This window comes from Methylogaea oryzae (genome assembly GCF_019669985.1).
Lineage (GTDB): Bacteria > Pseudomonadota > Gammaproteobacteria > Methylococcales > Methylococcaceae > Methylogaea > Methylogaea oryzae.
On the sequence record NZ_AP019782.1, the window covers coordinates 1,770,488 to 1,794,840 of the forward strand.

Below are 24,353 nucleotides of genomic sequence, written 5' to 3' on the forward strand. Positions count from 1 at the left end.
TCTTTTACCAGACTATGCCGGTGGTAGGGAAGATGGATTCCGATTATTCATTTACCGCCGCGGGGCGGCTGGGGCCGCATGCGTTCTCAATCGGATCGGCATTGGATCGCATCCAGCAAGCGTTCCAGCTCCAGCAATTCGGCGGCGATGGCGGCTTCTTCGCTGGCCGGTTCGGCGGGACTGTTCGGCGCGATGGCGCTTGCCGGAGCTGAAGACGCAGGGGGGGCGATTTCCTTCTCCCTATCCCTTTCGCATATGCGGGCGCTGTCGGCGGTAGGGCTTTGCATGGGCGCTGTATCCGACAGCTTTCCCGCCAAGTAGTCCCCCAGCGCGGCAACGCTGGGATGTTCCATGGCGATGGTGGCGGGCAGCGGCAGGGCCAAGTCCCGTTGCAGTTTGTTGCGCAGTTCCATGGCGGTCAGGGAGTCCATGCCCTGGTCGAACAGGCCGCGTCTTAGGTCCAGTTCCTCGCCGGGGCCGAAGCCCAAGACTTGCGCCGCCAGGTGGGCGACGTGGTCCCGCAGCAGGGCTTGCCGCTGGCTGGCGGTGGCGCTGTGCAGGCGCTGCAAAATCGGTGCGGCGGTGGGTTGGGTTGGTGCGGCGGCGGGGGTAAGCCATTCCGCCAGGTAAGCCGGTGCGGTTTCGCCGGGGGGGAGGAAGCGCTGCCAGTCGACGTCCATCACGGCGGCTTGCGCCAAATCGGAACCCAGTAGGCGATCCATGGCCGCCAGTGCCGCCTCGGGCGCCATGGGACGGATGCCGGCGGCGGTCCATTGCGCTTCGCGCCGTTCGCCCACCGCTTGCGCCATGCCCACTTGATCCCAAGGCCCCCAGTTGAGGCTGAGTCCGGGCAGTCCTAGGCGGCGTCGGGCGGCGGCCAGGCCGTCGAGGAAGGCATTGGCCGCCGCGTAGTTGGCCAGGCCCGCGCTGGGCAGCAGGGAGAAGGCGGAGGAGCACAGCAGGAACATATCCAGCTCCAGCCCTTGCGTGGCCTGGTGCAGATGCCAGGCGCCCAGGGCTTTGGCGGCGAGGACTTGCTGGAATTGGCTGCGTTGCTGGTTTTGGATCAAGGCGTCGCTGAACACGCCGGCACAGTGGATGACGCCGCGCAGCCGGGGAATGGCCGCCACCAGCGCGGCGGTTTGTTCATTGCTGCCGACATCGGCTTGGCGGACATCGATCTGCGCGCCTTGCCCGGCCAAGGCTTCCAGGACGCGCTGTGCCTGTTCCGATGGCGCGCTGCGGCCCGCCAGCACCAGTTGGCGCGCGCCTTTTTCCACCAGCCAGGCGGCCAGGCGCAATCCCATGCCGCCCAGCCCGCCGGTGATGAGGTAGGCGGCGTCGGGCTGGACGGCCAAGCCGTTGATCGGCGCCGCGAGGCGGGCCAGGCGCGGCAAGTAGAACCGGCCGTCGCGGACGGCGCTGCGGGGTTCGGTGCCGGGGTTATCCAGCGCCTGGATGAGATCGTCCGCCGCATCGGCTCTCTTGGCCGGGTCCAAGTCCAGCAGGCGGCAGCGCAGTTCGGGATGTTCTTTTTCCAGCACCAGGCCGAAGCCCCACAGGGGGGCTTGGAAAGGCTCGGCCGCTTCAATCGCGGCGGCGCCTTGGGTGACCAGCCATAGCGGGGGCGGATTGGCGGATCGCAGCAGGGCTTGGCTTAGGTACAGGGCGCTGGTGCAGGCGTCTCCGGCGTCGGCCTCGCTTATGTCCAGGTTCCACAGGTGCACGATAGACGTTATGTCGTCGCCGGCATCTCGCAGCAAACGCCGATAATGTTCGGCTTGCAGCGGGTCCAACCGATATTCACCGGGGGAAAGCTTGGCGTAGTCCTCACCGGGGCGCACCAGCAGGCAGGTATCGCCTTGGGCTTGGCATTGCTCGGCCAGGCGTTCGCTCACGCCTCGCGCGTCGGCGAAAATCAGCCGGGTTTGCGTTTGGCTGCTGTTGCGGGCCAGGATCAGCGCTTGCGGGAACAGCAGGGTTTCCGCGTTTGCCGGCGCTATGGCTGCCACGGCGTCGAAATCCTGTGCGGCGAGCAATTCCTCCCAGCGTTGGGCGGACAGCAGGGGATAGTATGGTCGCAGCGCATGGTCGGCGAACGCCCACCAGCCTTCCAACAGGCCGAAAATGAGGTCGATCCAACGGCGCGGCGCCGTGCCTTCCACCAGCAGCAATTGGCCGCCGGGGGCGAGCAGGGAGCGGGCGTGGCCGACGGTGGCCGCCAGGTCGCGGGTGGCGTGCAGCACGTTGCTGGCGACCACCAGGTCGTAACGGCCCGCTTCGAAGCCTTGCGTTTGCGGAGGCTGTTCGATGTCCAGCTTGCGGAATTGCAGGCAAGGATAAGCGGCAAAGCGCTGGCGGGCGGCGTCGAAGAAGTGGGCGGAGACGTCGGTGAACACGTATTCGCAGTTTTCCCCCAGGTGCGGCAGCAGCCAGGCGCTGGTGCCGCCGGTGCCGGCGCCGATCTCCAGGATGCGCAGGCCGTGCTTGTGCGGCAGTCGCCGGATTGTTTCGTCCAGCAGCCGGTGCATGGGGGCGAAAGTGGGGGCGTGCTGGTAGAGGCGCGCCAGGGTGGCCGGGTCGGCGTCGGGGAACAGCAGGGTCAGCGGCGCGCAGTCGCCGCGCAGCACTTGCGCCAGGTGGTCGCCGCAGCGGGACAGCAGGCGCAGTTCGTCGCCGGCCTCCGGGTATTGGGCCAGCAGTTGTTCGCACAGGGATTGGGGCGCCGGTTCGCCAGGGGCGCGGATAACGTCCAGCCCTTCGCCTTGCAGCGCCACGAGGTTTTCTTCCTGCAGAATTTCCAGCAGGCGGCGGAACAGACAGCGATGGCCGGCGGTTATGCCCAGGCGCTCGGCCAGTGCTTCCACGGAGCAGCGTTCGCCTGCCGCCGGATTCCAGCCCAGGCCGCGCAGGGCGGTGCTGACGTATAGGAAGCTCAGCCGTTCCAATTGCGGTTGCAGTCCGGCCAGCCGCGCGGCGGCATCGTCCGTGCCCAGTTGTGTCGTCAAGGATTGCAGGGCGGCTTCCACTGCCTGCGGTGCGGGCAGCGCCGGCCTGGACCGGGCCGCTTGCGGATCGGGCCGCCATTGGAGCTGGTACAGCCAGTTTGTCCAAACTTCCGGCTGGACGGCGGTTTCCAGGGCGGCAAACGTGCAGCCTTCGGCCAGGGCGATAGCTTGGCCTTGGCCGTCGCACAGCGTCAGGTTCAGCCTGCGGCGCGTGCCCTGCTGGCTTTCCAGCCGGCAGTGGCACCACAGTTCGTCCGCCATGCCTCCCAGCCAGAGGAAGTTGTCGATGCCCGCCAGTATGTGCGCGCTGCTGCTGTCCAAATTTACCAAGGCGCTGCTGAGGGCGGCGTCCAGCAGCAACGGGTGGCAGTGGTATGCCGACGCTTCGCTCGCCGCAGCCTGGGGCAGGCGGATGCGGCACAGGGACTCGCCGTCGCCGCGCCACAGGGTTTGCAGGGCGGCTAGGGCGTCGTCCAGTTGCAGGCCGCGTCGGTGTAACTCGTCCCGGAACGCGGCTAAAGGGACTTCATCCGTCAGGCGGGCTCGCAGGGCGGCCAAGTCCAGCGGCAATGCTGTTTGTGTCGAGGCCGCCACGCGGCCTTGGGCGTGCTGGGTCCAGGCGGCTTCGCCGTCGCCGCTGGCGAGGCGGAATTGCCAAGACCCGGCGGGTTGTTCCGGCAGCAGCAGCAGTTGCACGCGGCGCGGCGCGGATTCTCCCAGGGGCAGGGGGCGCTCGAAGCTAAGGCCGCTGATGCTGTAGCCGGTTGCCGGTGTCGTAGCCAACTGGCGAGCAGCGGCCAGGGCCATTTCCAGCAGGGCGGCGGCGGGCAGGACGGCGCTGCCGTTCAAGCGGTGGCTGAGGAGATAGCTTGGCGCTGCCTGGCCGAGGGGGCTGTCGAATACGCTCACCGCGGCGCTGAGGGGGAGGCGGTGGCCGAGCAGGGGGTGGTTAGTCCCCCAGGGCAAGGCTGTTGAATTACGCGTTGTATTGATACCGTCTTGCCGGCATGGATTGCCGGCATCCATGACCAGGGATGGTGCCGAAACGGTGTCCCATGCACCGTCCTGGGCCATGGGCCCCGGCATTCCCTGCCGGGGCGACGATGCCTTGATGCTTATTTCAACCGCATTGCGCTCACCCTTCATTCCCTTACCTAGGGAGGCGCTTTGTGGAAGCCAATAGCGTTTGCCTTGGAAGCGGCGCGGAGGCACCGCAGCCGGGCGGTGGGTGGCGGCGGTTGATGTTGTCGGCGGTGCTTCCGCCAGGATCACGTGGGCGTTGGTGCCGCTGTAGCCGAAGGAACTGATGCCGGCCAGGCGCGGCCGATCCGCTTGGCGCGGCCAGGGCAGGGTGTGCGTCGGCACCAGGGTTGGCACGGTACGCAAGTCCAGGTGCGAATTGGCCTGCCGGAAGTGCAGATGGCGGGGTATCTGCCCATGGTGCAGGGCCAGGGCGGTTTTGATGAGGCCGGCCATGCCGGCGGCGGCTTCCAGGTGGCCGATATTGGTTTTGGCCGAGCCGATCACCAAGGGAAAATTGCCCGGCCGGCTTTCGCCGTACACCGCTTGCAGGGCATGCACTTCCACCGGATCGCCCAGGGGCGTGCCGGTGCCGTGGGCTTCCACGTAGCGCACCGCGCCGGGTGCGACGTCCGCCGCTTGCAGCGCGTTGCGGATGACCGCCTCCTGGGCCTGGCCGTTGGGGGCGGTGAGGCCGTTGCTGCGGCCGTCCTGGTTGACGGCGCTGCCGCGCACCACGGCGTAGATGTCGTCGCCGTCGGCCAGGGCCCGTTCCAAAGGCTTCAAAACCACCACGCCGCAGCCTTCGCCGCGCACGTAGCCGTTGGCCAGGGCGTCGAAAGTGCGGCAACGGCCGTCGGTTGACAACATGCCGGCGCGGCTGAAGGCGATGGAGGCTTGCGGGGCGAGGATCAAATTGACGCCGGCCGCCAGGGCCAAGCCGCATTCGCCGTCGCGCAGGCTGCGGCAGGCCAGATGCACGGCCACCAGGGAGGAGGAGCAGGCGGTGTCCAGGGTCAGCGCCGGCCCTTGCAGGCCCAGGGTGTAGGACAAGCGCCCGGCCGCCACCGAGGGGGCCACGCCGGTGGAGCAATAGGCGTCCAGTTCGGCCTCGGCGATGCTGTTTTGCTGGAGCATTTCGTAGTCGTGGCCGAACAGGCCGACGAACACGCCGGTGGCGCTGCCTTCCAGGCCGCGCGGGTCGATGCCGGCGTGTTCCAGCGCTTGCCAGGACACTTCCAGCAGCAGCCGCTGCTGCGGGTCCATGCGCTGGGCTTCGCGCGGGGCGATGCCGAAGAAGGCTGCGTCGAAGCGGTCGGCACCGTCGATAAAGCCGCCCTGGCGCAGGGCCGGCATTTCCGCCGTGGCGGGGAAGTTGGCCGGGTCCAGCTCGCCGTTGCCCCGGCCCGGCGGCGGCTCGCCGATGGCGTCGCGGCCGTCCAGCAGCAACTGCCAGTAGGCTTCGGCGCTATCGGCGCCGCCGGGGAAGCGGCAGCCGATGCCGATGATGGCGATGTGATTTAAATCCCCCACCCTAGCCCTCTCCCTGGGGGAGAGGGGGCTTGGTGCCAACGCTGGTTTGGGTGGTGGTTCCAGGGTTTCGCCGCCGGCGTTTTGCAGGTACTCCGCCACCGCTTTGGGCGAACTGTAACGGAAGAAAAACACCGGCTCCAATTGCAGTTGCGCGGCGTGGTTGAGCTGGGTACGCAGTTCCAGCAAGTCCAGGGAGTCCAGTCCCATGTCTTTGAAGGTGGCGGCCATGGCGAAGCGGCTTTCCCGGCGCGGGCCGAGCACGTCGCGGGTGCAGCGTTCCACCACGGCGGCGGCGCTTGGCGAGGCGGCCGATTCCGCTGGGGATGCCGGGGCGTGCCCGCCGGGGCGGCGGTGCAGCAGGTCGTAGCCGATGAGCACGCCGCAGTCCTGGTTGTCCGTATCTTCCGGCCGGTAGCCGGGCAGCACGTATTCGATGCTGGCGCCGTGGTGGTGGTGGAAGGCCAGCACCGGGTCCAGCGGCTGGCCGCGCTCGTTGCGCCGGCGGATGTAGGCGGCCATGTCGCCGTTGCCGTCGCGCTGGAAGTTGAGGCAGCGGGTCACGCCCACCACCTTTTCCACGCCGTTGATGAGGCCGGCGTATTGCAGCATGAACTCCAGCAACTGGTCGCCCAGGCCCAGGTGCTGCGCTTCCGGCAGCACATTGACGGTGACGAGTTGCAGCAGCGGGCCGTCGTCCCGGTGCAAGGCGCCGGCCTGGGCGAAGCTGCTGCGGGCCAGCTCGTCCGCCGTGACGATGCGCTGGCTGTATATGGCGGCGACGATGCGGCCGTCCATTTCCAGCAGGCATTGGCCTTTGGGAAAGCGTTGCAGGCGTTGGCGCAGGCCGTCTTCGGCGGTGCGCAGCGGTTCCGCCCAGCAGGCGTTTTCCAGCTGCAGCAGGGCGGGGAGATCGGCCTCGCTGGCCAGGCGCAGGCGGTAGGGGCGCTGCTCGAACCAGTTGAGGGTGATGCGGCAGAACGGCAGGGTGCGCGGGTAGCGCTGCTGGAATTCCGGCTTGGCGAACAGGCCGGCTTCCGCCGCCGTCAGCAGGAAATCCGCCGCTTCCACCAATTGCTGCTTGGAAAAAGCCTGCAGTGCGTCGAAATGCAGGCTTTCGGCCAAGTCCAGATTGCGGCCGGCGCTTATCGCGTCCAGGCAGTGCACCTCCAGGATCAGCAGGCCGTGGCGGCTGGACAGCCGTGCCCAGCGCTCCAAGTGTTCGTACAGCCCTTGGATGGCGTCGGCGGGGGCGATGGCGGAACCGTCGTCGGCGACGAACACGCCTTGGTAGGGAATCTTCCGGCGGGCCGCCAGCCGTTCCGACTCGGCGGGCGGAAGCCAGGGCCGGTCGTGGTCCAGGAAGGAGCGCACGTGCAGGATGTTTTCGCAGTCGGCGATGCCCAGGGCTTGCAGGTCGCGCTCCAGCTTTTGCGGATCGCCCACGTCGCCTTGCACGACCCGGTGCGGCACGCCGTCGGCGCGCAGGTTGGCGGCGGCCACCTCCAGCGCTTCCATGTTGTAGTCGATGCCGATCATGGTGAGCGGATAGCGGTCCAGCACTTGGCCGCGGGCGGTGTGCTCCGCCACGTGGCGGTAAATGCGCCGCAGCAGCGTGCCGTCGCCGCTGCCCATGTCGGCCACATAGGCCGGCTGTTGTTCGAAGGGCTGGCGGTCGAAAATGGCCTGGATGGCGGCGTCGAAATCCTGGAAGAATTTTTCGTGCTGGAAGCCGCTGGCGATCACGTTGAGGCTGCGGTCCAGGTGGGTTTCGGCGTCCATTGCCGTGTGCTCGAACACGGCGCGCGGGTCGCCGAACAGCAGTTGCGGCAGCCGCGCCAGCAGCGGCGTGTAGGAGGCGGTGACGCCCAGCACCAGCATGCGTTCCACCAGGTGGCGGCCCACTTCGGTCCATGCCGGTTTGTCGCTCTCGCCGTCGATCCAGCCCTTGGCGCGGAACAGGTCGAGCAGGGCGCCGCGCAGCGGCTGCGGAAGGGGCGCGAGCAGCGGTTGGGACGCCTCCTCCAGCAGGCCTTGGCCGCGCAAGGCGAACAACAGGGGGATCAGCAATACGCCGTCGATGAGGTCGGCGTCGCGTTCGTCGTCCAACCCCCAGCGCCGCCGCGACAGGGGCGTCCACTCGCAATAGCGTTGGGCCGCATCGCTGAGCAGTTGCGGCGAGCCGGCCGGGAAGCGGTACAGTTCCAGCAATTCCCGCGGGATATGGCGGCGCATGGCCGCGGCCTTGGCGGGCGCGTAGCGTCCTTCATCGTCGCGGCTCAGCCAGTGCAGGGAGCGCAGCAGGCGCAAGGCCACCCGCAGCGGACCGCCGTTGGCGTCCAGGGATAGTCGGATGGCGTCCTCGCTCAACGGGCCGCGGCTTTCCAGCAACTCGAACAGGCCGCGTTCTTGCGCGGCCAGGATGACGGGAACGGCGACGAAGCCGTGGGCGTAGCGGTTAACGAGATTGAGCATGACGGGATTGCCGATGGGAGCGTTGCGCGGTGGGCGTCGGCGCGGAAACCGTCGACGGCGCTCGCCGAGTCCGTAGGGAGGATGCCATGTTATGCTTCGCCAATGATTTGCCGAATCAACGGTACGAACTCCCTGACGCCGATCTTGTTTCTATGATACGCGAAATCGTTATGAAGGCTGGCGCGGCGCGCCTGCTTTATGTTGCCGCCAAACTGCAGATCGCCGACTTGTTGGCCGCCGGTCCCCAGTCCAGCGGCGCGTTGGCGGCCCGCTTGAACGCGCACCCGGCCACGTTGCACCGCTTGTTGCGCGGCTGGACCGCTTGCGGCATTTTGCGGGAAACCGATGACGGCGTTTTCGCCCTGGCGCCCGAGGGACAGCCGCTGCGCCGCGATGCGGAAAACTCCCAGTGGTACACGGTGATGGAGTGGGGCGAGGTGATCGACAAGGCCATGGGCGGCCTGCTGCATGCGGTGGAAACCGGCGAGACGCCGTTCGATCACGTGTTCGGCATGAGCGTATGGGACTACCGCGCCCAGCATCCCACCGCCGGCGGCATTTTCCACGCCAACGTGGCCGCCGCCACCGCGCGCATCGTGGCGGCGCTGTTGCAAGCCTACGATTTCAGCGACGCGCGCTGCATGGTGGACGTGGGCGGCGGACAAGGCGCGCTGGTGGGCGGCGTATTGCAAGCCCATGCCGGGTTGCGCGGGGTGTTGTACGAGAAATACCCGGAGGGCGCGGCGGACAACCTGGCTGCCCTGGGCGTGGCCGACCGTTGCGAGGTGCGCCAAGGGGATTTCTTCGAGTCCGTTCCGGCCGGCGGCGACGTTTACCTGCTCAAAGCCGTGATCCACGACTGGAACGACGAGGAATCGGCGCGCATCCTGCGCCTGTGCCGCGCCGCCATGGCGCCGGGCGGCCGGCTGCTGGTGCTGGAACGCTGCCTGCCGGAGCGCGCCGAGGCCGGCAGCGAGACCATTTTCAGCGACGTGCTGATGCTGGTGCTGGAACACGGCCGCGAGCGCACCGAAAGCGAATTCCGCGGCTTGCTTGCGGAGGCGGGTTTCGGCCTGGTGCGGCGCATTCCCATCGACATAGAAGATGCCTGTCTGTTGGAAGCGCGGGCGTGAGGGGACGAATCAAGGCATGACTTTGTTAGAACTGATTAAGCGGGAGGACGCTCTCACCCGCCGCAATATCATCATCGGTGCCACGCTTTGCGGCTTGGCCAACGCCGGCCTGCTGGCGGTGATCAACGCTTCCACCAGCGCCAAGGGGGGCGAGCCGGCCAATCCCCGCATGTTCCTGATTTTCCTGCTGCTGATGGCGATTTACTACCTGTGTTATCGCTACACGTTCCACAAAACCACGGCGATTTTCCAAAGCGCGCTGCACAAGGTGAAGGTTCGCGTGGCCGACAAAATCCGCCGCGCTGAATACCAGGAGCTGGAAAAGCTCGGCGTGGCGGAAATCTACGACCGCATCGCCGAAAGCCTGACCGTCATCTCCGACTCCGCCACGGCGCTGACCACCTGCGTGCAATCGGCGGTCATGGTGGGTTTCACCGCCATCTACATGGCTTCGCTGTCCATGGTGGCGTTCGGCCTGACCTTCGCCCTGGTGGCGGCGGGCCTGTCCATCTACACCCTCAACGCCGAACAGATCAAAGCCTATTTGCGCCACACGGCGCTGACCCGCTTGAGCTTTTTCGACGGCCTGACCGATTTGCTCAAGGGCGCCAAGGAAGTGAAGTTCAACCACCAGCGCGGCGAGGATTTGTACCAGGACATCCACGCCATCGCCGATTCGCTGCGCGGCAGCACGGAAAAAGCCCACCATCTGCTGGACGACAACACCCTGTTCGCCCAATGCAATTTTTTCGCCCTGCTCGGCGCGGTGGCGTTCATCGTGCCGCAGTATGTGTCCATCGAGTCGGAATCCACCACGTCGCTAATCGCGGGCATCATCTTCATCATGGGGCCGCTGTCCGGCGTGATTCTGGGCATACCCGCCTTCACCCGCGCCAATCTGGCGGCGGAAAACATCCAGGTGCTGGAAACCAAGTTGAGCGCCGCTTGCGGCGGTTGGGAGGAGGCGGAAACGGCCCACGATCCGTGGCCATCCGGCCGCTTCGGCAAAATCGAGGCACGGGACCTGGTTTACCACTATTTCGACGACGCCAGCCAGGACGGTTTCCAAATCGGCCCGCTGGATTTGGATATTTCCAGCGGCGAAATCCTGTTCATCGTCGGCGGCAACGGCAGCGGCAAATCGACCTTGCTCAAGGTGTTGACGGCGTTGTATTCCCCCAGCAGCGGACATTTGCTCATGGACGGCCGCGCCGTGGACAGGAGGAGCGCGCCGGCTTACCGGCAGCGGTTCTCGGTGATCTTCGGCGATTTCCACTTGTTCAAGAAGCTCTACGGTTTGGGCGGCGTGGACGAGGCCCGCGTGCGCGAGCTGTTGCGGCAGATGCAGATCGACCGGAAGACGTCGTTCGTGGACGGGCGTTTCACCACGCTGGATCTGTCTACCGGCCAGCGCAAGCGTTTGGCGATGATCGTCGCCCTGCTGGAAGACCGGGAAATTTATGCGTTCGACGAATGGGCGGCAGACCAGGATCCGGAATTCCGCCGTTATTTCTACCAGGAAATGATTCAGGACCTGAAGCGCCAGGGCAAAACCGTCATTGTCGTGACCCACGACGACCAGTATTTCCATTGCGCCGACCGGGTCGTCACCATGGAGTACGGCCGGATTCGTTCGGTGCGGGAGGGGACTCCCTAATCCAGTCGCCGCAGCGGCAAGGGGGCTAGGACAGGCTCGGGTGATCGAGCAGGCTGTCGATGACGGCCGCGATTTGGTCGGCCAGGTAAAAGTGGCCGCCGGGAAATAGCCGCATGTCGAACGGGCCGCGGGAGCAATCCTGCCAGCCTTGCAGGCGCTGGGTTGGCGTGTGGCGGTCGCCGTCGCCGCCGAACGCGCGAATCGGACAGCTCAGCGGCGGCCGTTGCGGGGGGCGGTAATCGGCCACCAGTCCCATGTCGGCGCGCAGGGTGGGGACATACAGTTCGCGCAGGGCCGGGTTTTCCAGAATGGCCGGGGCGATGCCGCCGTATTCGTCGGCCAGGGCGTCGATGAAGGCGGCGTCGTCCAGGTGCAGCAAATGCCGGGGGCCGCTGCCGTCGCCGGGCGGCGTGCGGCCGGACGGCGCCAGCAATAGCGGTTCCTCCTGGCCCAGGTCGCGCAACACGTGGGCCAGTTCGAAAGCGGCGAGGGCGCCCAGGCTGTGGCCGAACAGCACGGTGGGTTTGGCGGGCAGCCGCGCCAGGCATTGTCCCAAGGCTTCGGCCACGGCGGTTAAGCTGGCGGCGAGCGGTTCGCGGAAGCGGCCCTCGCGGCCCGGCAGCTGCGCTATCCAAAGCTCCACTCGGGGCGGAAGCCGCTGCGCCCAGGGGCGGAAAAACGACGCACCGCCGCCGGCATGAGGAATGCACACTAAGCGCAGGGTGGCGTCGGAACGGCGCGGCGGTCCCACCAGCCAACGGGTGTCGTCGCTGTTGCGCCAAGGTTCGCTGTGCGGCGCGTTCAAGGTTTGCCGGTGTCCTGGGGCTGGGGCTGGGGCTGAGGCAAAGGTTGGGACTGGGGCGTAGGGATGTTGGGCGGTTGTATGGGCGGCGGCGTGCCGATTGCCGGCAAGGACGACAGCGGCGGCGACGGCATGGCGCCCAGGGAGCCGGGGGCCGGCAACTTGGTTGTGGTCGGCGCGTTTTTGCCCGCGGGCGTCGAGGCGGCCACCGGCGGCGCGGCGGTGATGTCGCTGCCCAGCAGCAAAGGCAATCCGCCCGCCACGGTGCCGCCGCCCACGATCACGACCTTGGCGTTGTTGGAACTGGCCAATTGCAACGTGGCGTGGATGCCGGCCAGGCGCAGGTAGCTGGCGACGTCGGCCGGGCCGATCTGGTCGAACAGGGCGCGCACGCCGCTGCCTTCGATTTGCTTGCGCTGCGCTTCCTTGGCTTCCGACTGCAGGCGGAAGTCGTATTCCAGCTGTTGCTGGTACTGCTCGATTTTCCGCTCGATGGCCGAGGCCACTCGCTCCGGCAGTTCGATCTCCTTGATCATCACGTCGTCCATGTCGATCAGGTTGACATTCTCGGCGCTGTAGATGTTTTCCTCGACCAGGCGCTCGCGGATCAGCGAAAGAATCTCGTTTTGCACCTGGAGCCGGTAAGTGGTGTAAAACTCTTCCGCCGTGTACTGGGAAATCAGCACGCGGGCGGTGGAGCCGATTTCCGGCACCAGCATGACTTTTACGTAGTCGGGGCCGACGTTTTTGTGCAGATGGCCGACCCAGCGGTGGCTGATGCGAAAGCGGAAGGATATGGTGGCTTTGACTGCCAGGCCGTCTTTGGTGATGACGTCGAACTCCTGGTTGACCACCTGCAGCCGCGTGTCGTAGTTGTACACCTCGTTCCACGGCAGCTTGAAATGCGTGCCTTCGGAGAGCGACTCGTTCAGGTCCGTGCCGCCGCCGAATCGGTACCACATGATGCCCCGATAGCCGGCGGGTATGGTGAACAGCACCGTCGGCGCGAAGTACACCAGCAGCAGGCCGAAAATCATGGCCGCCAACGTGATGGTCATCATGTAGCGTTGGACGAAGCGCCGCAAACTCTCGAATTTCATGGGGTGGCTGTGGTGGCGGTTGCTGTTGGTCCCTGCCGGGGTCCTTGAACGGTCAGCGCGGGGACTCGGGGTCCTTGGCGGCGCTTTTGGTGATGTAGAGCAAGAACAAAGTCAGGAACGGCGTAATGACGATGGACAGCAGCAAGGTCACCAGAAATCCCGGCTTCCTGCCGATGCCGCACAGGCCGACCAGCAGGGCCATGATCAAGTAGTAAATGGTGAAAACGTAGGCTGTCATGGCAAAACGCTATTCCGAAACATGACGAAAACGGCTCCCGATACGGGCAGGGTAGGCCCCGTCGGTTCGTCGGCATCGGGAAGGAAGGCGGAAAAAGCCGGTTCGCGCTTCCCCGGCTTTCTTCCGTCTTGAAAGAGAAAGAAAGCCGAAACGGGTAAACAGGGGGCGGTATGGGGGGCGCCCCGCATCGATCAAGCTTTCGCCGAGTCTGCCTTGGCTTTGGCGGGCTGACGGGCGGCGTCGAACTCCTTTTGGAAGTATTCGCGCATTTTTTCCGCGTCGAAGGTCAGCAAAGTGCCACCGGTGGCGAAATGCTGTTCGAACACCTTGCCCACCGCATAGGTGGAGGCGGAGGCGAGGGCCGGGCAGAACGTCCAGGTGAGCAGCGGGCCGACCACCGGGATGGCCTTGGTCAGGCTGGCCAGGCCGCCCATGACGCCGGAAGAGGCGACGCCGTAGGGTACCAGGCTGCCGATCAGCGCGCCGATCAAGCTTTTGGCGCGGGATTCGTCGAAGGGCTGTTCATATTGCTTGGCCAGCTCGTAAACCATTTTGACCTGGATGCCGCTGATGAGCACGATATCCAGCAGCGGCAGCGGGATGATGCCGGCGCCGGCGGACCACAAGCAATAGCGCTTGATGATAGAGGCGCAGGCTTCCTCCGTAGAGGCGACGGGGGTTTCCGGGGCGACGGCTTCGGGCAAAGCGCCGGCTTGGCTAGTGGTGGCATTCATGGGCGATCCTCCTTAAAAGGCTGAGAACTGGCTTTTGGAGACTACACCAAGCGTTTTGCCGTTGCAAATCAGCTTGCTTCCGGCGTGGCGGCGGCCGTGGCTTGTTCCACCCAGCCGCCGCCGAACGCTTTGTAAAGATTGATCAGGGCCTGCAAGGCGCTGCTCCGTCCTTGGGCCAGGGCCAGCTGCACATTGAACAGATTGCGTTGGGCGTCCAGCACTTCCAGATAATTGGTGTAGCCGTTGTCGTAACGCAGCCGAGCCAACCGCAGGTATTCGCGCAACGCGTCCACCTGGCCGGCCTGGGCGGTCACTTGCTGGCGGGTGCGGCTGTTGTCCACCAGGGCGTCCTCCACTTCCTTGAAGGCGTTCAGCAATACCCGCTGGTAGCCGAACAACGCCTGTTGCTCCTTGGCGTTGGCCTGTTGCACCTGGCCGGCGATTTTGCCGGCGGTGAAGAGGGGCACGGCCAGGGTGGCGCCGTAACTCCACAGGCCGGCGGGGCCGGCGAACAGGCGGGATAGGTCGATACTGGAATTGCCCACACTACCGGTGATGGTGAATTTGGGGAAGTATTCGCCCTTGGCGACGCCGATGCGGGCGTTGGCGGCGATCAGGTCCTGTTCCGCCTGGCGGATATCGGGGCGCTGTTGCAGCAATTCCGAAGGCAGCCCCATGGGCACCTCGGGATGGCGTAGCTCGTTCAGCGCCAGGCCCCGCTCCACGGCGGCCGGATTGTGGCCCAGCAGTACGCTCAATTCGTGCTCTTTCTGCGCCACGGATTTTTCCAGTTGCGGCACCAGCGCTTCGGCGTTGCGCAGTTCCGATTCGGCCTGGCGGACCTCCGATTCGGAATTGAGCTCGCCGGCGAACCGGGCTTGGGCGATGCGATAGGCCTCCCGCCGGTCCGCCAGTGTTTGCCGGGCGATGTCCAAACGCAGGTCCAGCTCGCGCAGTTGCACATAGGAGCGGGCGACGCTGGTGACCAGGGTCAGCACCACCGCGCGGCGGTTTTCCTCCCGCGAAAACAAGTCGGCGCGGGCCGCTTCCGTGGCGCGCCGCAGGCGGCCCCACACGTCGATTTCCCAGGAGACGTTCAGCGTGGCTTGTATGTTGGTGGTGATGGGGTTGACGGCGGCGCCGGCGGGCGACGGACCCATGGCTTCGATGGAGCTCTTTTGCTCCTGGCCGGAGGCCGTGCCGCCGAGTTGAGGGAACAGGCTGGAGGCGGAAACGCCGTATAACCCGAGGTATTCCTCCACCGACGCCGTGGCGATGCGCAAGTCCTTGTTTTGCTGCAAGGATTGATCGATCAGGCGCACCAGCACCGGGTCGCCGAACTGTTCCCACCAGCGGGTGTTGGCGATGGCAGCGGCTTCGGCCTCGGCGAAGCGCCAGCTTTCCGGTACGGGCTCGTCCGGCTTTTGGTAATCGGGCCCCACGTTGAAGCACGCGGCCAGGGATAGGCAAAGCGGTAGTAGCAATAAGCGGCGCATCTAATTTTCCTTGCCGGGCCGGCGCGCCAGCAGGCGGTCGCGCAGGTTTTCCAGCGAGACGAAGAACAGCGGCACGAAGAACACCGCCAGCAGGGTGGCGCTGATCATGCCGCCCATGACCCCGACGCCGATGGAGTGGCGGCTGTTGGCGCCGGTGCCGGTGCTGGTGACCAAGGGCACGACGCCAAGGATGAAGGCGAAGGAGGTCATCAGAATGGGGCGAAAGCGCAGCCGCGCCGCCTCCAGGGCCGCGTCCATGGCGTTCAGGCCTTCCTCCCGCTTAAGGCTGGCGAACTCGACGATGAGTATGGCGTTTTTGGCGGCGAGGGCCACCAGGGTGACCAAGCCGATCTGGAAATACACGTCGTTGTGCATATGCATCGCCCACACGGCGAAGAACGCGCCGAACAGGCCGAACGGCACCGCCAGCATCACGCCGAACGGCAACAGCAGCTTTTCGTATTGGGCGGCCATGATGAGGAACACCATGAGTATGCCGTAGGCGAAGGCCGTCGCCGACGAGCTGCCGGCGTTCTTTTCCTGGAAGGACTGGCCGCCCCAGGCGTAGCTCATGCTGTCCGGCAGCGTATTTTGGGCGATCTCCTCCATGGCCTGCATGGCCTGGCCGGAGCTGTAGCCGGCCGCCGCCGCGCCGTTGATGCGGGCGGCGGGGAAGCCGTTGAAACGGCTGATGAGGTCGGGGCCGCTGCTGAAATTGACCTGCACCAGGCTGCTGAGGGGCACCATGGCGCCCTGGCTGCTGCGCACGAAGACTTTTTCGATGTCCTCGGGACGGCTGCGGTAAGAGGCGTCCGCCTGCATCAGCACCCGGTAGGTGCGGCCGAATTTGTTGAAGTCGTTGACGTACATGACGTTGAACAAGCCGTTCAAGGTGTCGAACACGTCGCCGATAGGCACACCCAGGGTCCAGACCTTCTCCCGGTCCAGCTTGACGAACAGCTGCTGGGCGTCGGCGCGGAGGGTGGAGGACACGCCTTGCAGACGGGGATCCTTCTGGGCCGCGGCCAGGATTTTATGGGTCATGGCTTCCAGGGCGTGCACGTCGCCGCCGCCCTGGTCCAGCAGCCAGAATTCGAAACCGCCGGACAGGCCCAGGCCGGGGATGGGCGGCGGATTCATGAACAGCACCAGGGCTTCCTTGATATCGGCCGCCCGCTGCATCATCCAGCCGAGCACGTTGTCCGCCTGCAACTCCGGCTTCACCCGCTCGCTCCAATCCTTGAGGGTCAGGAACAACACGCCGGCGCTGGATTTGGTGCCGCCGTCCAGCACGCTCATGCCGGCGATGGAAATCACGTCGCGGGTGGCGGGGCTTTGCTTGGCGACGGCTTCGGCCTTTTCGACCACGGCGGACGTGCGGTCCAGACTGGCGGCGTCGGGCAGGATCAAGGCGGCGAACAGGGTGCCCTGGTCTTCGGAGGGGACGAAGCTGGTGGGCGTGGTTTTGAACAGGCCGGCGACCGCGGCCAGCATGGCCACGTACAGCAGCAAGCCGACCGCGCCCCGCCGCAGCAGCCAGCGGGCGCCGCCCAGGTAACGCTGGGTGGCGGTTTCCAGCGTGCGATTGAAGCCTTGGAAAAACTTGTGCCGGGCCGCCCCCAGGCGTCCGGTGCCGGATGACGCGTCGGCGGGTTTTATCAGACGCGCGGCCAGGGCCGGCGTCAAGGTCAGCGCCACCAGGGCCGACAGGGCGACGGAAATGGCGATGGTGATGGCGAATTGCTTGTACAGCTGGCCGGTCATGCCGCCGAGGAAGGCGATGGGCACGAACACCGCGATCAGCACCAGGGTGGTGGCGATGACCGGGCCGGTGACTTCCTTGAGGGCGAGGGTCGCCGCGTCGTAACCGTTCAGGCCCAGCTCCCGCTGGTTGCGTTCGACGTTTTCGATCACCACGATGGCGTCGTCCACCACCAGGCCGATGGCCAGCACCATGCCGAACAGGGTGAGGGTGTTGACGGAAAAACCGAGCACGTACATGCCGGCCAGGGTGCCGACGATGGACACCGGCACTGCCAGGGTGGGAATCAGCGTGGCGCGCCAGTCCTGCAGGAACAAATACACCACGGCGATCACCAGGGCGATGGCGTCCAGCAGGGTGTGGATCACCTCTTCGATGGACAGCTTGACGAACTCGGTGGTGTTGTAGGGGATGGAATAGCGGATGCCGGCGGGAAAGTTGGCGGCCAAGTGGTCCATGGCGCTATGGATCTGCTCGGCGACGGTGAGGGCGTTGGCGCCCGGCTGCTGGTAAACGGCCAGCAGCGTGGTGTTCTCGCCGTTGAGGCGGGTGCGCATGTCGTAGCCCTGGGCGCCCAGTTCCACTCGCGCCACGTCGCGCAAGCGGATGGCTGCGCCGTCGGAATCGGCCCGCAGGATGATGTCGGCGAATTCGCGGGGATCGCTCAAGCGGCCTTGCGTCGCCACCGGCAAGGTCAGCGCCACCGGCTGCCCGCTGGGTTGCTGGCCGATCTGGCCCACGGCGAACTGGGCGTTTTGCTGCGTGATGGCGTTGCGGATGTCGCCGGTGGTGATGCCCAGCTGGGCCATGCGGTCGGGCTGCAGCCAGATGCGCATGGCGTAGTCGGAAGTGCCCATCACGCTGACTTGGTTGGCGCCCGGAATCAGCTTGAGCTTGTCCACCACGTGCAGGCTGGCGTAGTTGGACACATAGGTGGGGTCGTAGCGGCCGTCCGATTGGATCGCCACGATCAGCAGGATGTTGGCGGTGGATTTGACCACCTGGACGCCGCCCCGGCGCACTTCGTCGGGCAGTTGCGGCTCCGCCAGCTTGACTCGGTTCTGTATCTCCACCTGGGCTTGGTTGATGTCGGTGCCGATGTCGAATAGCACGTTCAAGGTCAAGGAGCCGTCGGACGAGCTGGAGGAATACATGTAAAGCATGTTTTCCGCGCCGTTCACCTGCTGCTCGATGGGCGCGGCGACGGTTTGGGCCACGGTCTCGGCATTGGCGCCGGGGTAGACGGTGGTGACCTGGATTTGCGGCGGCGTGATTTCCGGGAACTGCGCCACCGGCAATTGGCGCTGGGCCGCCAAGCCGGCCATGAGAATGACCACCGACAGAACGGCAGCGAAAATGGGGCGGGCGATGAAAAAAGCCGGGTTCATGGCTTAGGGCCGGCCGGCAGTTCGCGGGGATTCACCGGCATGCCCGGCACCACGTGGCTCATGCCGTCCACCACCACCAATTCTCCCGCTTGCAGGCCGCTTTCGATCAGCCAGTCTTCGCCGTACCAGTCGCCCACCTGGACTTCCCGCACCGCGGCTTTGTTGTCGTTGCCGACCACGTACACGTATTTGCCCTGTTGGCCTTGCTGCACCGCCCGTTGCGGCAGGCTGATGGCGTTGGGGCGGACGGCGCCGGTGAGTTTGACGTGGACGAATTGGCCGGGGCTCAGCAGGAAATGCGGGTTGGGGAACTCGGCGCGGATGTTGGCGGTGCCGGTTTGGGAAGCCAGCAGGGTGTCGGTGAAATTGATTTTGCCGGTTTTGGGGTAGGCGGAACCGTCTCCCAGGGTCAGCTCCACCACATAGCCGTCCCGGCCGGGCGTTTGCAGTTCGCCTTTCTGCACCGCGCTGCGGATGCGCAGCAGCTGGTTTTCCGAGACGTTGAAATTGACCCACATGGGGTCCATCTGCGCCACGGTGGTGAGCAGGCCTTCCGAGCCGGGGCTGAGCAAGCTGCCTTCGTCCTTGCGCGAGCGGCTGCTGAGGCCGGTGAGGGGCGATTGGATGGTGGCGTAGCTCAAGTTAAGTTCCGCCGTCGTGACCTGGGCGCGGGCCGACAACACGGCCGCGTCGGCCTCCGCCAGGGCCGACATGGCGTCGTCCACGTCTTTCTGGCTGACCGCCTTTTGCTCCACCAGATTTTTCAACCGCGTCAGATTGCGCTTGGCGTTGGCTTGTCTGGCTTCCTGCTGCGCCAGCTGGCCTTTTTGGCCCTGCAAGGCGGCGGTGAAGGGCTTGGCGTCCAGCAGGAACAGGGTTTGTCCGGCTTGCACCAGGCTGCCTTCCTGGTAGACGCGCCGCTCGAGAAAACCTTCCACTCGAGTGCGGATTTCCACCAGGCGGGAGCTTTGGGTTTGGCCGATGAAATCCCAGGTTTGCGGCAGCGTTTGCGGCGCGATGCGCTGCACGGTCACTTCCGCCGGCGTGAATTGGGGCGCTCCGCCGTGCTCTTCGCAGGCCGCCAGCAACGCGGCGAGCAGGCCGGGTAGGGCGCGGGAGACGAACTGTGGTGGGCGGGGACCGGTGAAAGCCATGGCGCGTATCGGTTCTGTTACGGTGTTGGCCGCATTGTACAGTGAAAATTCCGCTGGCCTAGACCGGAGGTGGACATGGTTAAAAATTGTAGTTGGCCATGAATTGCAGCCGCTGCAAGGTTCCCTCCTGGCCGCTGACGATTTCCCGGGTGGCGTAGATGTATTCCAGGCCGAAGGTGGTTTTCAGCAGCGGGCTCCACAGCAGGTTGGCGTGGACCGATTGAGCCATGCGGTTGGCGTTGGCCGGCGTCTGGCCGGCATAGTCGGCGTAGGCCGCGCCGTAGACCAGCGTCGAGCGCCACTGCTCGTTCCACCAGTGCTGATAGGCGACGAAGCCGCTATACGATGGCGTCAAACGGATGCGGCCGTCGTTGCTTAATACGCCGTCGTTGAACAAATTGGTGGCGGTATAACGCCCCAAGACGTTGCCGTAGTTGAGCATAAAGCGGAGGTTGTCCTGCCCCAGCGTCTTCAGGCGTCCGCCCACGCTGACCGCGCCACCCCAGGCGGAACTCGCTTGCGTGGCCGGCGCGTTGCAGCCGCTGCCGGCCGGGCTGCCCTGGCAGCCGCCGTCTTGGCGGATTTGCCGGGTCAAACCGGCCACCGACACATCGCCCCAATCGCCGCGCCAGCCCACTTTGCCGACCAAGTCCGGGTAGCGGTCGTCGTCCGGCACGATGCGGCCGCCGTTGGCGCCGGTCAGCGTGGTTTCGGGATTCTCCAGCGCGACTTGCCAGTCGCCGCCGTCGAAGGGCTGGGTCCAGCGGATCAAGGGTTGGCGGGTGTAGATGCGTCCCACCGAGCCGCCGGAGTCGTTGAGTTCCGGCAGCGCGTTGGCGTTCAAGAACGTACTCCAGGTCTGGCCGGCCAGGAAGCGGCCCAGGCTGCCGTAGGCATGGCGCAGGCTGGGACTGTAGGCGTTGGTGGTGCGTTCCTCGCCGGGCGCCTGGGTGGAGAAAAACTCCATTTCGAAATAGCTGGTCAAGTCGCCCAAGCGGGTGGGAGTCAGCGCTTTGAGCCAAAGCCGGCTGCCTTTCCCGTGGAAAGTGACTTGGTTCCGTTCCCCTTGGCCGTTTAGGGGGATGGCGCCGGCGATGAGCTGCTGGTCGCCGATGTTGGCGGCGCCCGCGCTGACGCTGTTGTAAATGGCGTCGAGCTTGACGAAGCCGCCCAGGGTCAGCGAAGTATCGGTGCCGGGGATGGTATAGCCGTTTCCGGCGCCGGCGGGCGGCGCCGCTGGGGCGGTCGCGCCCTTGGCGGCGGCGTCGGCGGCGAGGGGCGACAAGCTCGCGGGCGCGCCGCTTTCGCCCCTCGCCGCGTCCCGCCGCTGGCGTTGCAGTTGCTCTTCCAAATCTCCCACCCGGCCGGCCAGGCGCTGGACCTCCGCCTTGAGCAACTCCACCGTGCGCTTCAGTTCCTCGTCGTCCGCGTGGGCCGATGCGGCCTGGCCCATCGCCAGCAACAGCAACGACAGCCGGCGTGCCGTCATGGGACAGTCTCGGCGAGGGGGCGGTTGTCGCGGAACAACAGATGGCAAGCAGCGCAGGTCGCCCGCATGTCTTCGCGGATTTGGGGCAAGGATTCCGTCTGGCCGCTTTCCGCCTGTTGGCGCATTTGCTGGATTTGCTGGCTCAGACGATCGGTCAGCGTGGCGAACAAGGTGTGCTCCGTGGCGTTGAGGGGCAAGCGGGTCCGCGACAGCTGGATCTCCTTCAACGTATCGGCCATGGCGGCCGCGGCGGCGGCGATTTCCCGCGCCTTTGAGCGGCGCTGGCGGTCGATGTCCGGCTGGGTTAAATAGCGTTCGAACATCAAGGCGTTCATTTCCTGCATCAACTGGCGCAGGCGCTCCTCGTGCAGCCCGTGGCGGGGCGCGTCGGCGCTTTGGCGCTGCCCTGGGGTTGGGGCGCAGCCGGCGCTCAACAGGCAAATCGCGGCCAGCAGCGCGCCGGCGGCGGGATGGACGGCAAGGGGGCGTTTATGGGGACGGAACATATCGGTTGGCGCGTTAATCGGATTTTGCGGGTTGGCGGGGCGGCCGGCGCGCGGCGGCGCCGTCGTGCATAGCATAGAAGTCTATAATCAAACCCGACACCTGTACTTCCAAAGGAAATTCCATGGCTGAAGCAAAAACCAAACCGGCGGCCAAGAAAGCCGCAACCAAGACCAGCGCCGAATCCGCCGCTCCCAAGCCCAAGGCCCCCGCCGCCAAGCGGGCCGCCAAGCCTAAGGCCGCGCCCGCCGCCGCGCAGCAGGCGATGAGCGCCGAAGAACGCTACAAAATGACCGAGGTCGCCGCGTACTACATCGCCCAGCGCAACGGCTTCGCCGGCGACCCGAAAGCCTATTGGGCGGAAGCCGAAGGGCAAATCGCGCAGATGCTGTCCAAATCCGCTTAAACGGGGCCGGCGCGAGCGCCGCCCGCCAAGCCTGAAGGCCTGCGAACCGCGTTCGCAGGCCTTTTTTGCGGGCGCCGTTCCCACGGTCCGGCGCTGCCGCGGATTTCCGCCGCGACCGACGGGCAAAACGCACACCGTCATCGAATCATCACAATTGCTGCCCACAATGGGACATCGGCCGCCGACGCGCGTCTCGGCCGTTCCGTCCGTCGCCGATTCAGCGCCCCGTAGCGGGCGACGGGCATTCGAAACTCGAGCCAGGCGCCGCGTCGGTGCCGGAAGGCGGCAGGCGTGAAGAAAGATAAAGCCAAGAAACACAAACTGTTGTTGCGCAACCTGACCCTGGACGATTACGGCCAAGTCGCCGATTTGATGAATCATGTCTACGGCAACCTCGGCGGCGCTTGGAGCAAGGAGCAATACACCTCCCAGGTGACCCGTTTCCCGCAGGGACAAATCGGCATCGAGGACAACGGCGTGCTGGTGGCCGCCTCGTTCAGCATGATCGTGGATTACGCCCGTTTCGGCGATACCCACACCTATGCGCAGATCACCGGCGAAGGCCATTTGACCCATCACGATCCCAACGGCGACACCTTGTACGGCGTGGACATATTCGTTCATCCCAAACATCGCGGCCTGCGGCTGGGCCGCCGGCTGTACGACGCCCGCAAGGAGCTGTGCCGCAACCTCAACATTCGGCGGTTTATTGCCGGAGGACGCATTCCGGGCTACGCCAAGCACGCCGAGTCCTTGACGCCGGTGCAGTACATCGAGCAGGTGAAAAGCCGGGAATTGTTCGATCCGGTGCTGTCGTTCCAATTGGCCAACGGCTTTCACGTCAGGAAAGTGCTGACCGGCTATTTGCCGGTGGACGCCGAGTCCCACGGTTACGCCACCTTGCTGGAGTGGGTCAATCTGGACTATGTGGAGCACGGCCCGTCTCTGGGCGGGCCGAAGAACGTCATCCGCCTGGGCGTGGTGCAGTGGCAAATGCGCACCCTCGGCAGCGTGCCGGAACTATTGCAGCACGCCGAATTCTTCATCGACGCGGTGGCCGGCTACAACGCAGACTTCGTGCTGTTCCCGGAATACATGAGCGCGCCGCTCATGGGCCTTTTCAACGACAAGCGCCCGGCCGACGCCATTCGCGCCCTGGCCGGCTTCAGCAAGGAAATCCGCAACGGCCTGCTGAACATGGCCATGTCCTACAACATCAACATCGTCGCCGGCTCGTTGCCGGAATACAGCGCCCACGAGCTGTACAACGTGTCCTGGCTACTGCGGCGCGACGGCACGTTCGAGGCGCAGTACAAAATCCACGTCACCCCGGACGAAGTGAGCTGCTGGGGCGTCAAGGGCGGCGACGCGCTCAAGGTGTTCGATACCGACTGCGGCAAAATCGCCGTCTTGATTTGTTACGACTCGGAGTTTCCTGAGCTGGCGCGCCTGGCCACCATCCAGGGCGCGCAAATCCTGTTCGTGCCGTTCTGGACCGACACCAAGAACGCCTACCAGCGGGTGCGCTACTGCTCCCACGCTCGCGCCATCGAAAACGAATGCTTCGTCGCCATCGGCGGCAGCGTGGGCAATCTGCCCCACGCGGAAAACATGGACATCCAGTATTCCCAAGCGGCCATTTTCAGCCCCAGCGATTTTTCCTTCCCCCACGACGCGATACTGGCCGAAGCGACGCCCAACACGGAGATGACCCTGTTGGCCGACGTCAATCTGGAATTGCTGCGGCAAGTGCGCAGCCGCGGCGCGTCGTGCAACCTGGCGAACCGCCGCTTGGATCTCTACCGCCTGGATTGGCACTGACCGGCGCCGCGCGATCGGTCCTCCTATTCTTGCAACATCTGGAACACGTCGTCGTTGCCGGGTTCCGGCGGCACGCAAGGAAAGTGAAAGTATCGTGAAGCGCTAATCCAAGCGAACACCGGCCGGCGAAACCACATCGCCTAAGCGGCGCGGAATTCCACCGTTTGTCATCGTCACCGTTCCGTCACGGAACGTTTACCTGGCGGTAATAATAAATGGCCTACAATCCCTAGGGAAAATAACAGTGCGACACGGGAGAATGCCATGGGTTTTATCGGCCGGATCAGCAAATTCGAAAGCGCGGATAAAAATACTTTGTTCGTCCGCGTCCATTCGCGTTTCGATTTTCGCCTGCAGCGGGAATTCAGGGCCGCCTGCCACGTTCGGCGTTACCGCCGGTATGTGATCGATCTCGGCGGCATCGACTGTATCGATAGCGCCGCTTTGGGCATGCTGATGCTGCTCTATCGCCATGCGGGCGAGGACCGCCGCGCCATCGCCCTGATCCAGTGCGGTTCCGAGGTGCTGGAAATTTTGCGCATTGCCCGATTCGGGCAATTTTTCGAAATCGCCGGTTTGGACGCGCCGGGCGAGCGTAGCGAAGATCGGTCGCTTTGTTTCGCCGTTTGAAGCGTT

15 protein-coding genes are annotated in these 24,353 nt (G+C 65.4%); 5 read left to right on the forward strand and 10 right to left on the reverse strand.

Going from position 1 to position 24,353, the window contains the following annotated elements; genetic code table 11:
- Positions 1 to 86: 86 nt before the first annotated feature.
- Entirely contained in the window at positions 87 to 8,033 is a 7,947-nt protein-coding gene (locus K5607_RS08040) for an SDR family NAD(P)-dependent oxidoreductase (protein WP_221048752.1), read from the reverse strand.
- Positions 8,034 to 8,185: 152 nt separating this feature from the next.
- On the opposite strand from K5607_RS08040, the gene K5607_RS08045 reads away from it, so the two are divergent.
- Both K5607_RS08045 and K5607_RS08050 read left to right on the forward strand, forming a co-directional pair.
- Complete coding sequence (locus K5607_RS08045; protein WP_221048753.1) at positions 8,186 to 9,166, forward strand: methyltransferase; 981 nt, start codon at positions 8,186 to 8,188, stop codon at positions 9,164 to 9,166.
- A gap of 16 nt (positions 9,167 to 9,182) precedes the next feature.
- Positions 9,183 to 10,823 carry a cyclic peptide export ABC transporter gene (locus K5607_RS08050; protein ID WP_054774778.1) on the forward strand — a complete coding sequence of 547 codons (1,641 nt, stop codon included), beginning with the start codon at positions 9,183 to 9,185 and terminating at the stop codon, positions 10,821 to 10,823.
- A 25-nt stretch (positions 10,824 to 10,848) separates the two neighbouring features.
- Here K5607_RS08050 and K5607_RS08055 read toward each other — a convergent pair whose 3' ends face one another.
- From K5607_RS08055 to K5607_RS08095, 9 genes are all read right to left on the reverse strand, one after another.
- Positions 10,849 to 11,628, reverse strand: a complete 780-nt coding sequence (locus K5607_RS08055) for a thioesterase II family protein (protein WP_221048754.1) — start codon at positions 11,626 to 11,628, stop codon at positions 10,849 to 10,851.
- Positions 11,625 to 12,725, reverse strand: coding sequence for a prohibitin family protein (locus tag K5607_RS08060; RefSeq protein WP_221048755.1), 1,101 nt, complete (start codon positions 12,723 to 12,725; stop codon positions 11,625 to 11,627). The genes K5607_RS08055 and K5607_RS08060 overlap by 4 nt, the downstream gene beginning before the upstream one ends.
- A gap of 52 nt (positions 12,726 to 12,777) precedes the next feature.
- Positions 12,778 to 12,963, reverse strand: coding sequence for a hypothetical protein (locus tag K5607_RS08065; RefSeq protein WP_054774130.1), 186 nt, complete (start codon positions 12,961 to 12,963; stop codon positions 12,778 to 12,780).
- A gap of 191 nt (positions 12,964 to 13,154) precedes the next feature.
- Complete coding sequence (locus K5607_RS08070) at positions 13,155 to 13,697, reverse strand: YcjF family protein (RefSeq protein WP_082411635.1); 543 nt, start codon at positions 13,695 to 13,697, stop codon at positions 13,155 to 13,157.
- Between the two features lie 68 nt (positions 13,698 to 13,765).
- Complete coding sequence (locus tag K5607_RS08075; protein ID WP_221048756.1) at positions 13,766 to 15,193, reverse strand: efflux transporter outer membrane subunit; 1,428 nt, start codon at positions 15,191 to 15,193, stop codon at positions 13,766 to 13,768.
- Positions 15,194 to 18,343 carry an efflux RND transporter permease subunit gene (locus K5607_RS08080; RefSeq protein WP_221048757.1) on the reverse strand — a complete coding sequence of 1,050 codons (3,150 nt, stop codon included), beginning with the start codon at positions 18,341 to 18,343 and terminating at the stop codon, positions 15,194 to 15,196.
- The gene (locus K5607_RS08085; protein WP_221048758.1) at positions 18,340 to 19,497 is read right to left on the reverse strand and encodes an efflux RND transporter periplasmic adaptor subunit; all 1,158 of its coding nucleotides are present in this window, start codon (positions 19,495 to 19,497) and stop codon (positions 18,340 to 18,342) included. The genes K5607_RS08080 and K5607_RS08085 overlap by 4 nt, the downstream gene beginning before the upstream one ends.
- Before the next feature lie 79 nt (positions 19,498 to 19,576).
- Positions 19,577 to 20,986 (reverse strand): DcaP family trimeric outer membrane transporter, encoded by a 1,410-nt coding sequence (locus K5607_RS08090; protein WP_221048759.1) that lies wholly within the window; start codon positions 20,984 to 20,986, stop codon positions 19,577 to 19,579.
- A complete protein-coding gene (locus tag K5607_RS08095) occupies positions 20,983 to 21,492 on the reverse strand; it encodes a hypothetical protein (protein ID WP_221048760.1) in 510 nt (169 codons plus the stop codon). The genes K5607_RS08090 and K5607_RS08095 overlap by 4 nt, the downstream gene beginning before the upstream one ends.
- Positions 21,493 to 21,614: 122 nt before the next feature.
- On the opposite strand from K5607_RS08095, the gene K5607_RS08100 reads away from it, so the two are divergent.
- The 3 genes from K5607_RS08100 (at position 21,615) to K5607_RS08110 (ending at position 24,347) form a co-directional block, all read left to right on the forward strand.
- Positions 21,615 to 21,896 (forward strand): DUF2934 domain-containing protein, encoded by a 282-nt coding sequence (locus K5607_RS08100; protein WP_221048761.1) that lies wholly within the window; start codon positions 21,615 to 21,617, stop codon positions 21,894 to 21,896.
- A gap of 291 nt (positions 21,897 to 22,187) precedes the next feature.
- A complete protein-coding gene (locus K5607_RS08105) occupies positions 22,188 to 23,717 on the forward strand; it encodes a bifunctional GNAT family N-acetyltransferase/carbon-nitrogen hydrolase family protein (protein ID WP_054774611.1) in 1,530 nt (509 codons plus the stop codon).
- Positions 23,718 to 23,981: 264 nt separating this feature from the next.
- Positions 23,982 to 24,347 (forward strand): STAS domain-containing protein, encoded by a 366-nt coding sequence (locus K5607_RS08110; RefSeq protein ID WP_221048762.1) that lies wholly within the window; start codon positions 23,982 to 23,984, stop codon positions 24,345 to 24,347.
- Positions 24,348 to 24,353: the final 6 nt, after the last annotated feature.

Bases quoted from the DNA above. Each gene is read 5' to 3' on its own strand.
- K5607_RS08040 (WP_221048752.1), bottom strand. From the start codon at position 8,033: ATGCTCAATCTCGTTAACCGCTACGCCCACGGCTTCGTCGCCGTTCCC.
- K5607_RS08045 (WP_221048753.1), top strand. From the start codon at position 8,186: ATGATACGCGAAATCGTTATGAAGGCTGGCGCGGCGCGCCTGCTTTAT.
- K5607_RS08050 (WP_054774778.1), top strand. From the start codon at position 9,183: ATGACTTTGTTAGAACTGATTAAGCGGGAGGACGCTCTCACCCGCCGC.
- K5607_RS08060 (WP_221048755.1), bottom strand. From the start codon at position 12,725: ATGAAATTCGAGAGTTTGCGGCGCTTCGTCCAACGCTACATGATGACC.
- K5607_RS08065 (WP_054774130.1), bottom strand. From the start codon at position 12,963: ATGACAGCCTACGTTTTCACCATTTACTACTTGATCATGGCCCTGCTG.
- K5607_RS08070 (WP_082411635.1), bottom strand. From the start codon at position 13,697: ATGAATGCCACCACTAGCCAAGCCGGCGCTTTGCCCGAAGCCGTCGCC.
- K5607_RS08075 (WP_221048756.1), bottom strand. From the start codon at position 15,193: ATGCGCCGCTTATTGCTACTACCGCTTTGCCTATCCCTGGCCGCGTGC.
- K5607_RS08080 (WP_221048757.1), bottom strand. From the start codon at position 18,343: ATGAACCCGGCTTTTTTCATCGCCCGCCCCATTTTCGCTGCCGTTCTG.
- K5607_RS08085 (WP_221048758.1), bottom strand. From the start codon at position 19,497: ATGGCTTTCACCGGTCCCCGCCCACCACAGTTCGTCTCCCGCGCCCTA.
- K5607_RS08090 (WP_221048759.1), bottom strand. From the start codon at position 20,986: ATGACGGCACGCCGGCTGTCGTTGCTGTTGCTGGCGATGGGCCAGGCC.
- K5607_RS08095 (WP_221048760.1), bottom strand. From the start codon at position 21,492: ATGTTCCGTCCCCATAAACGCCCCCTTGCCGTCCATCCCGCCGCCGGC.
- K5607_RS08100 (WP_221048761.1), top strand. From the start codon at position 21,615: ATGGCTGAAGCAAAAACCAAACCGGCGGCCAAGAAAGCCGCAACCAAG.
- K5607_RS08110 (WP_221048762.1), top strand. From the start codon at position 23,982: ATGGGTTTTATCGGCCGGATCAGCAAATTCGAAAGCGCGGATAAAAAT.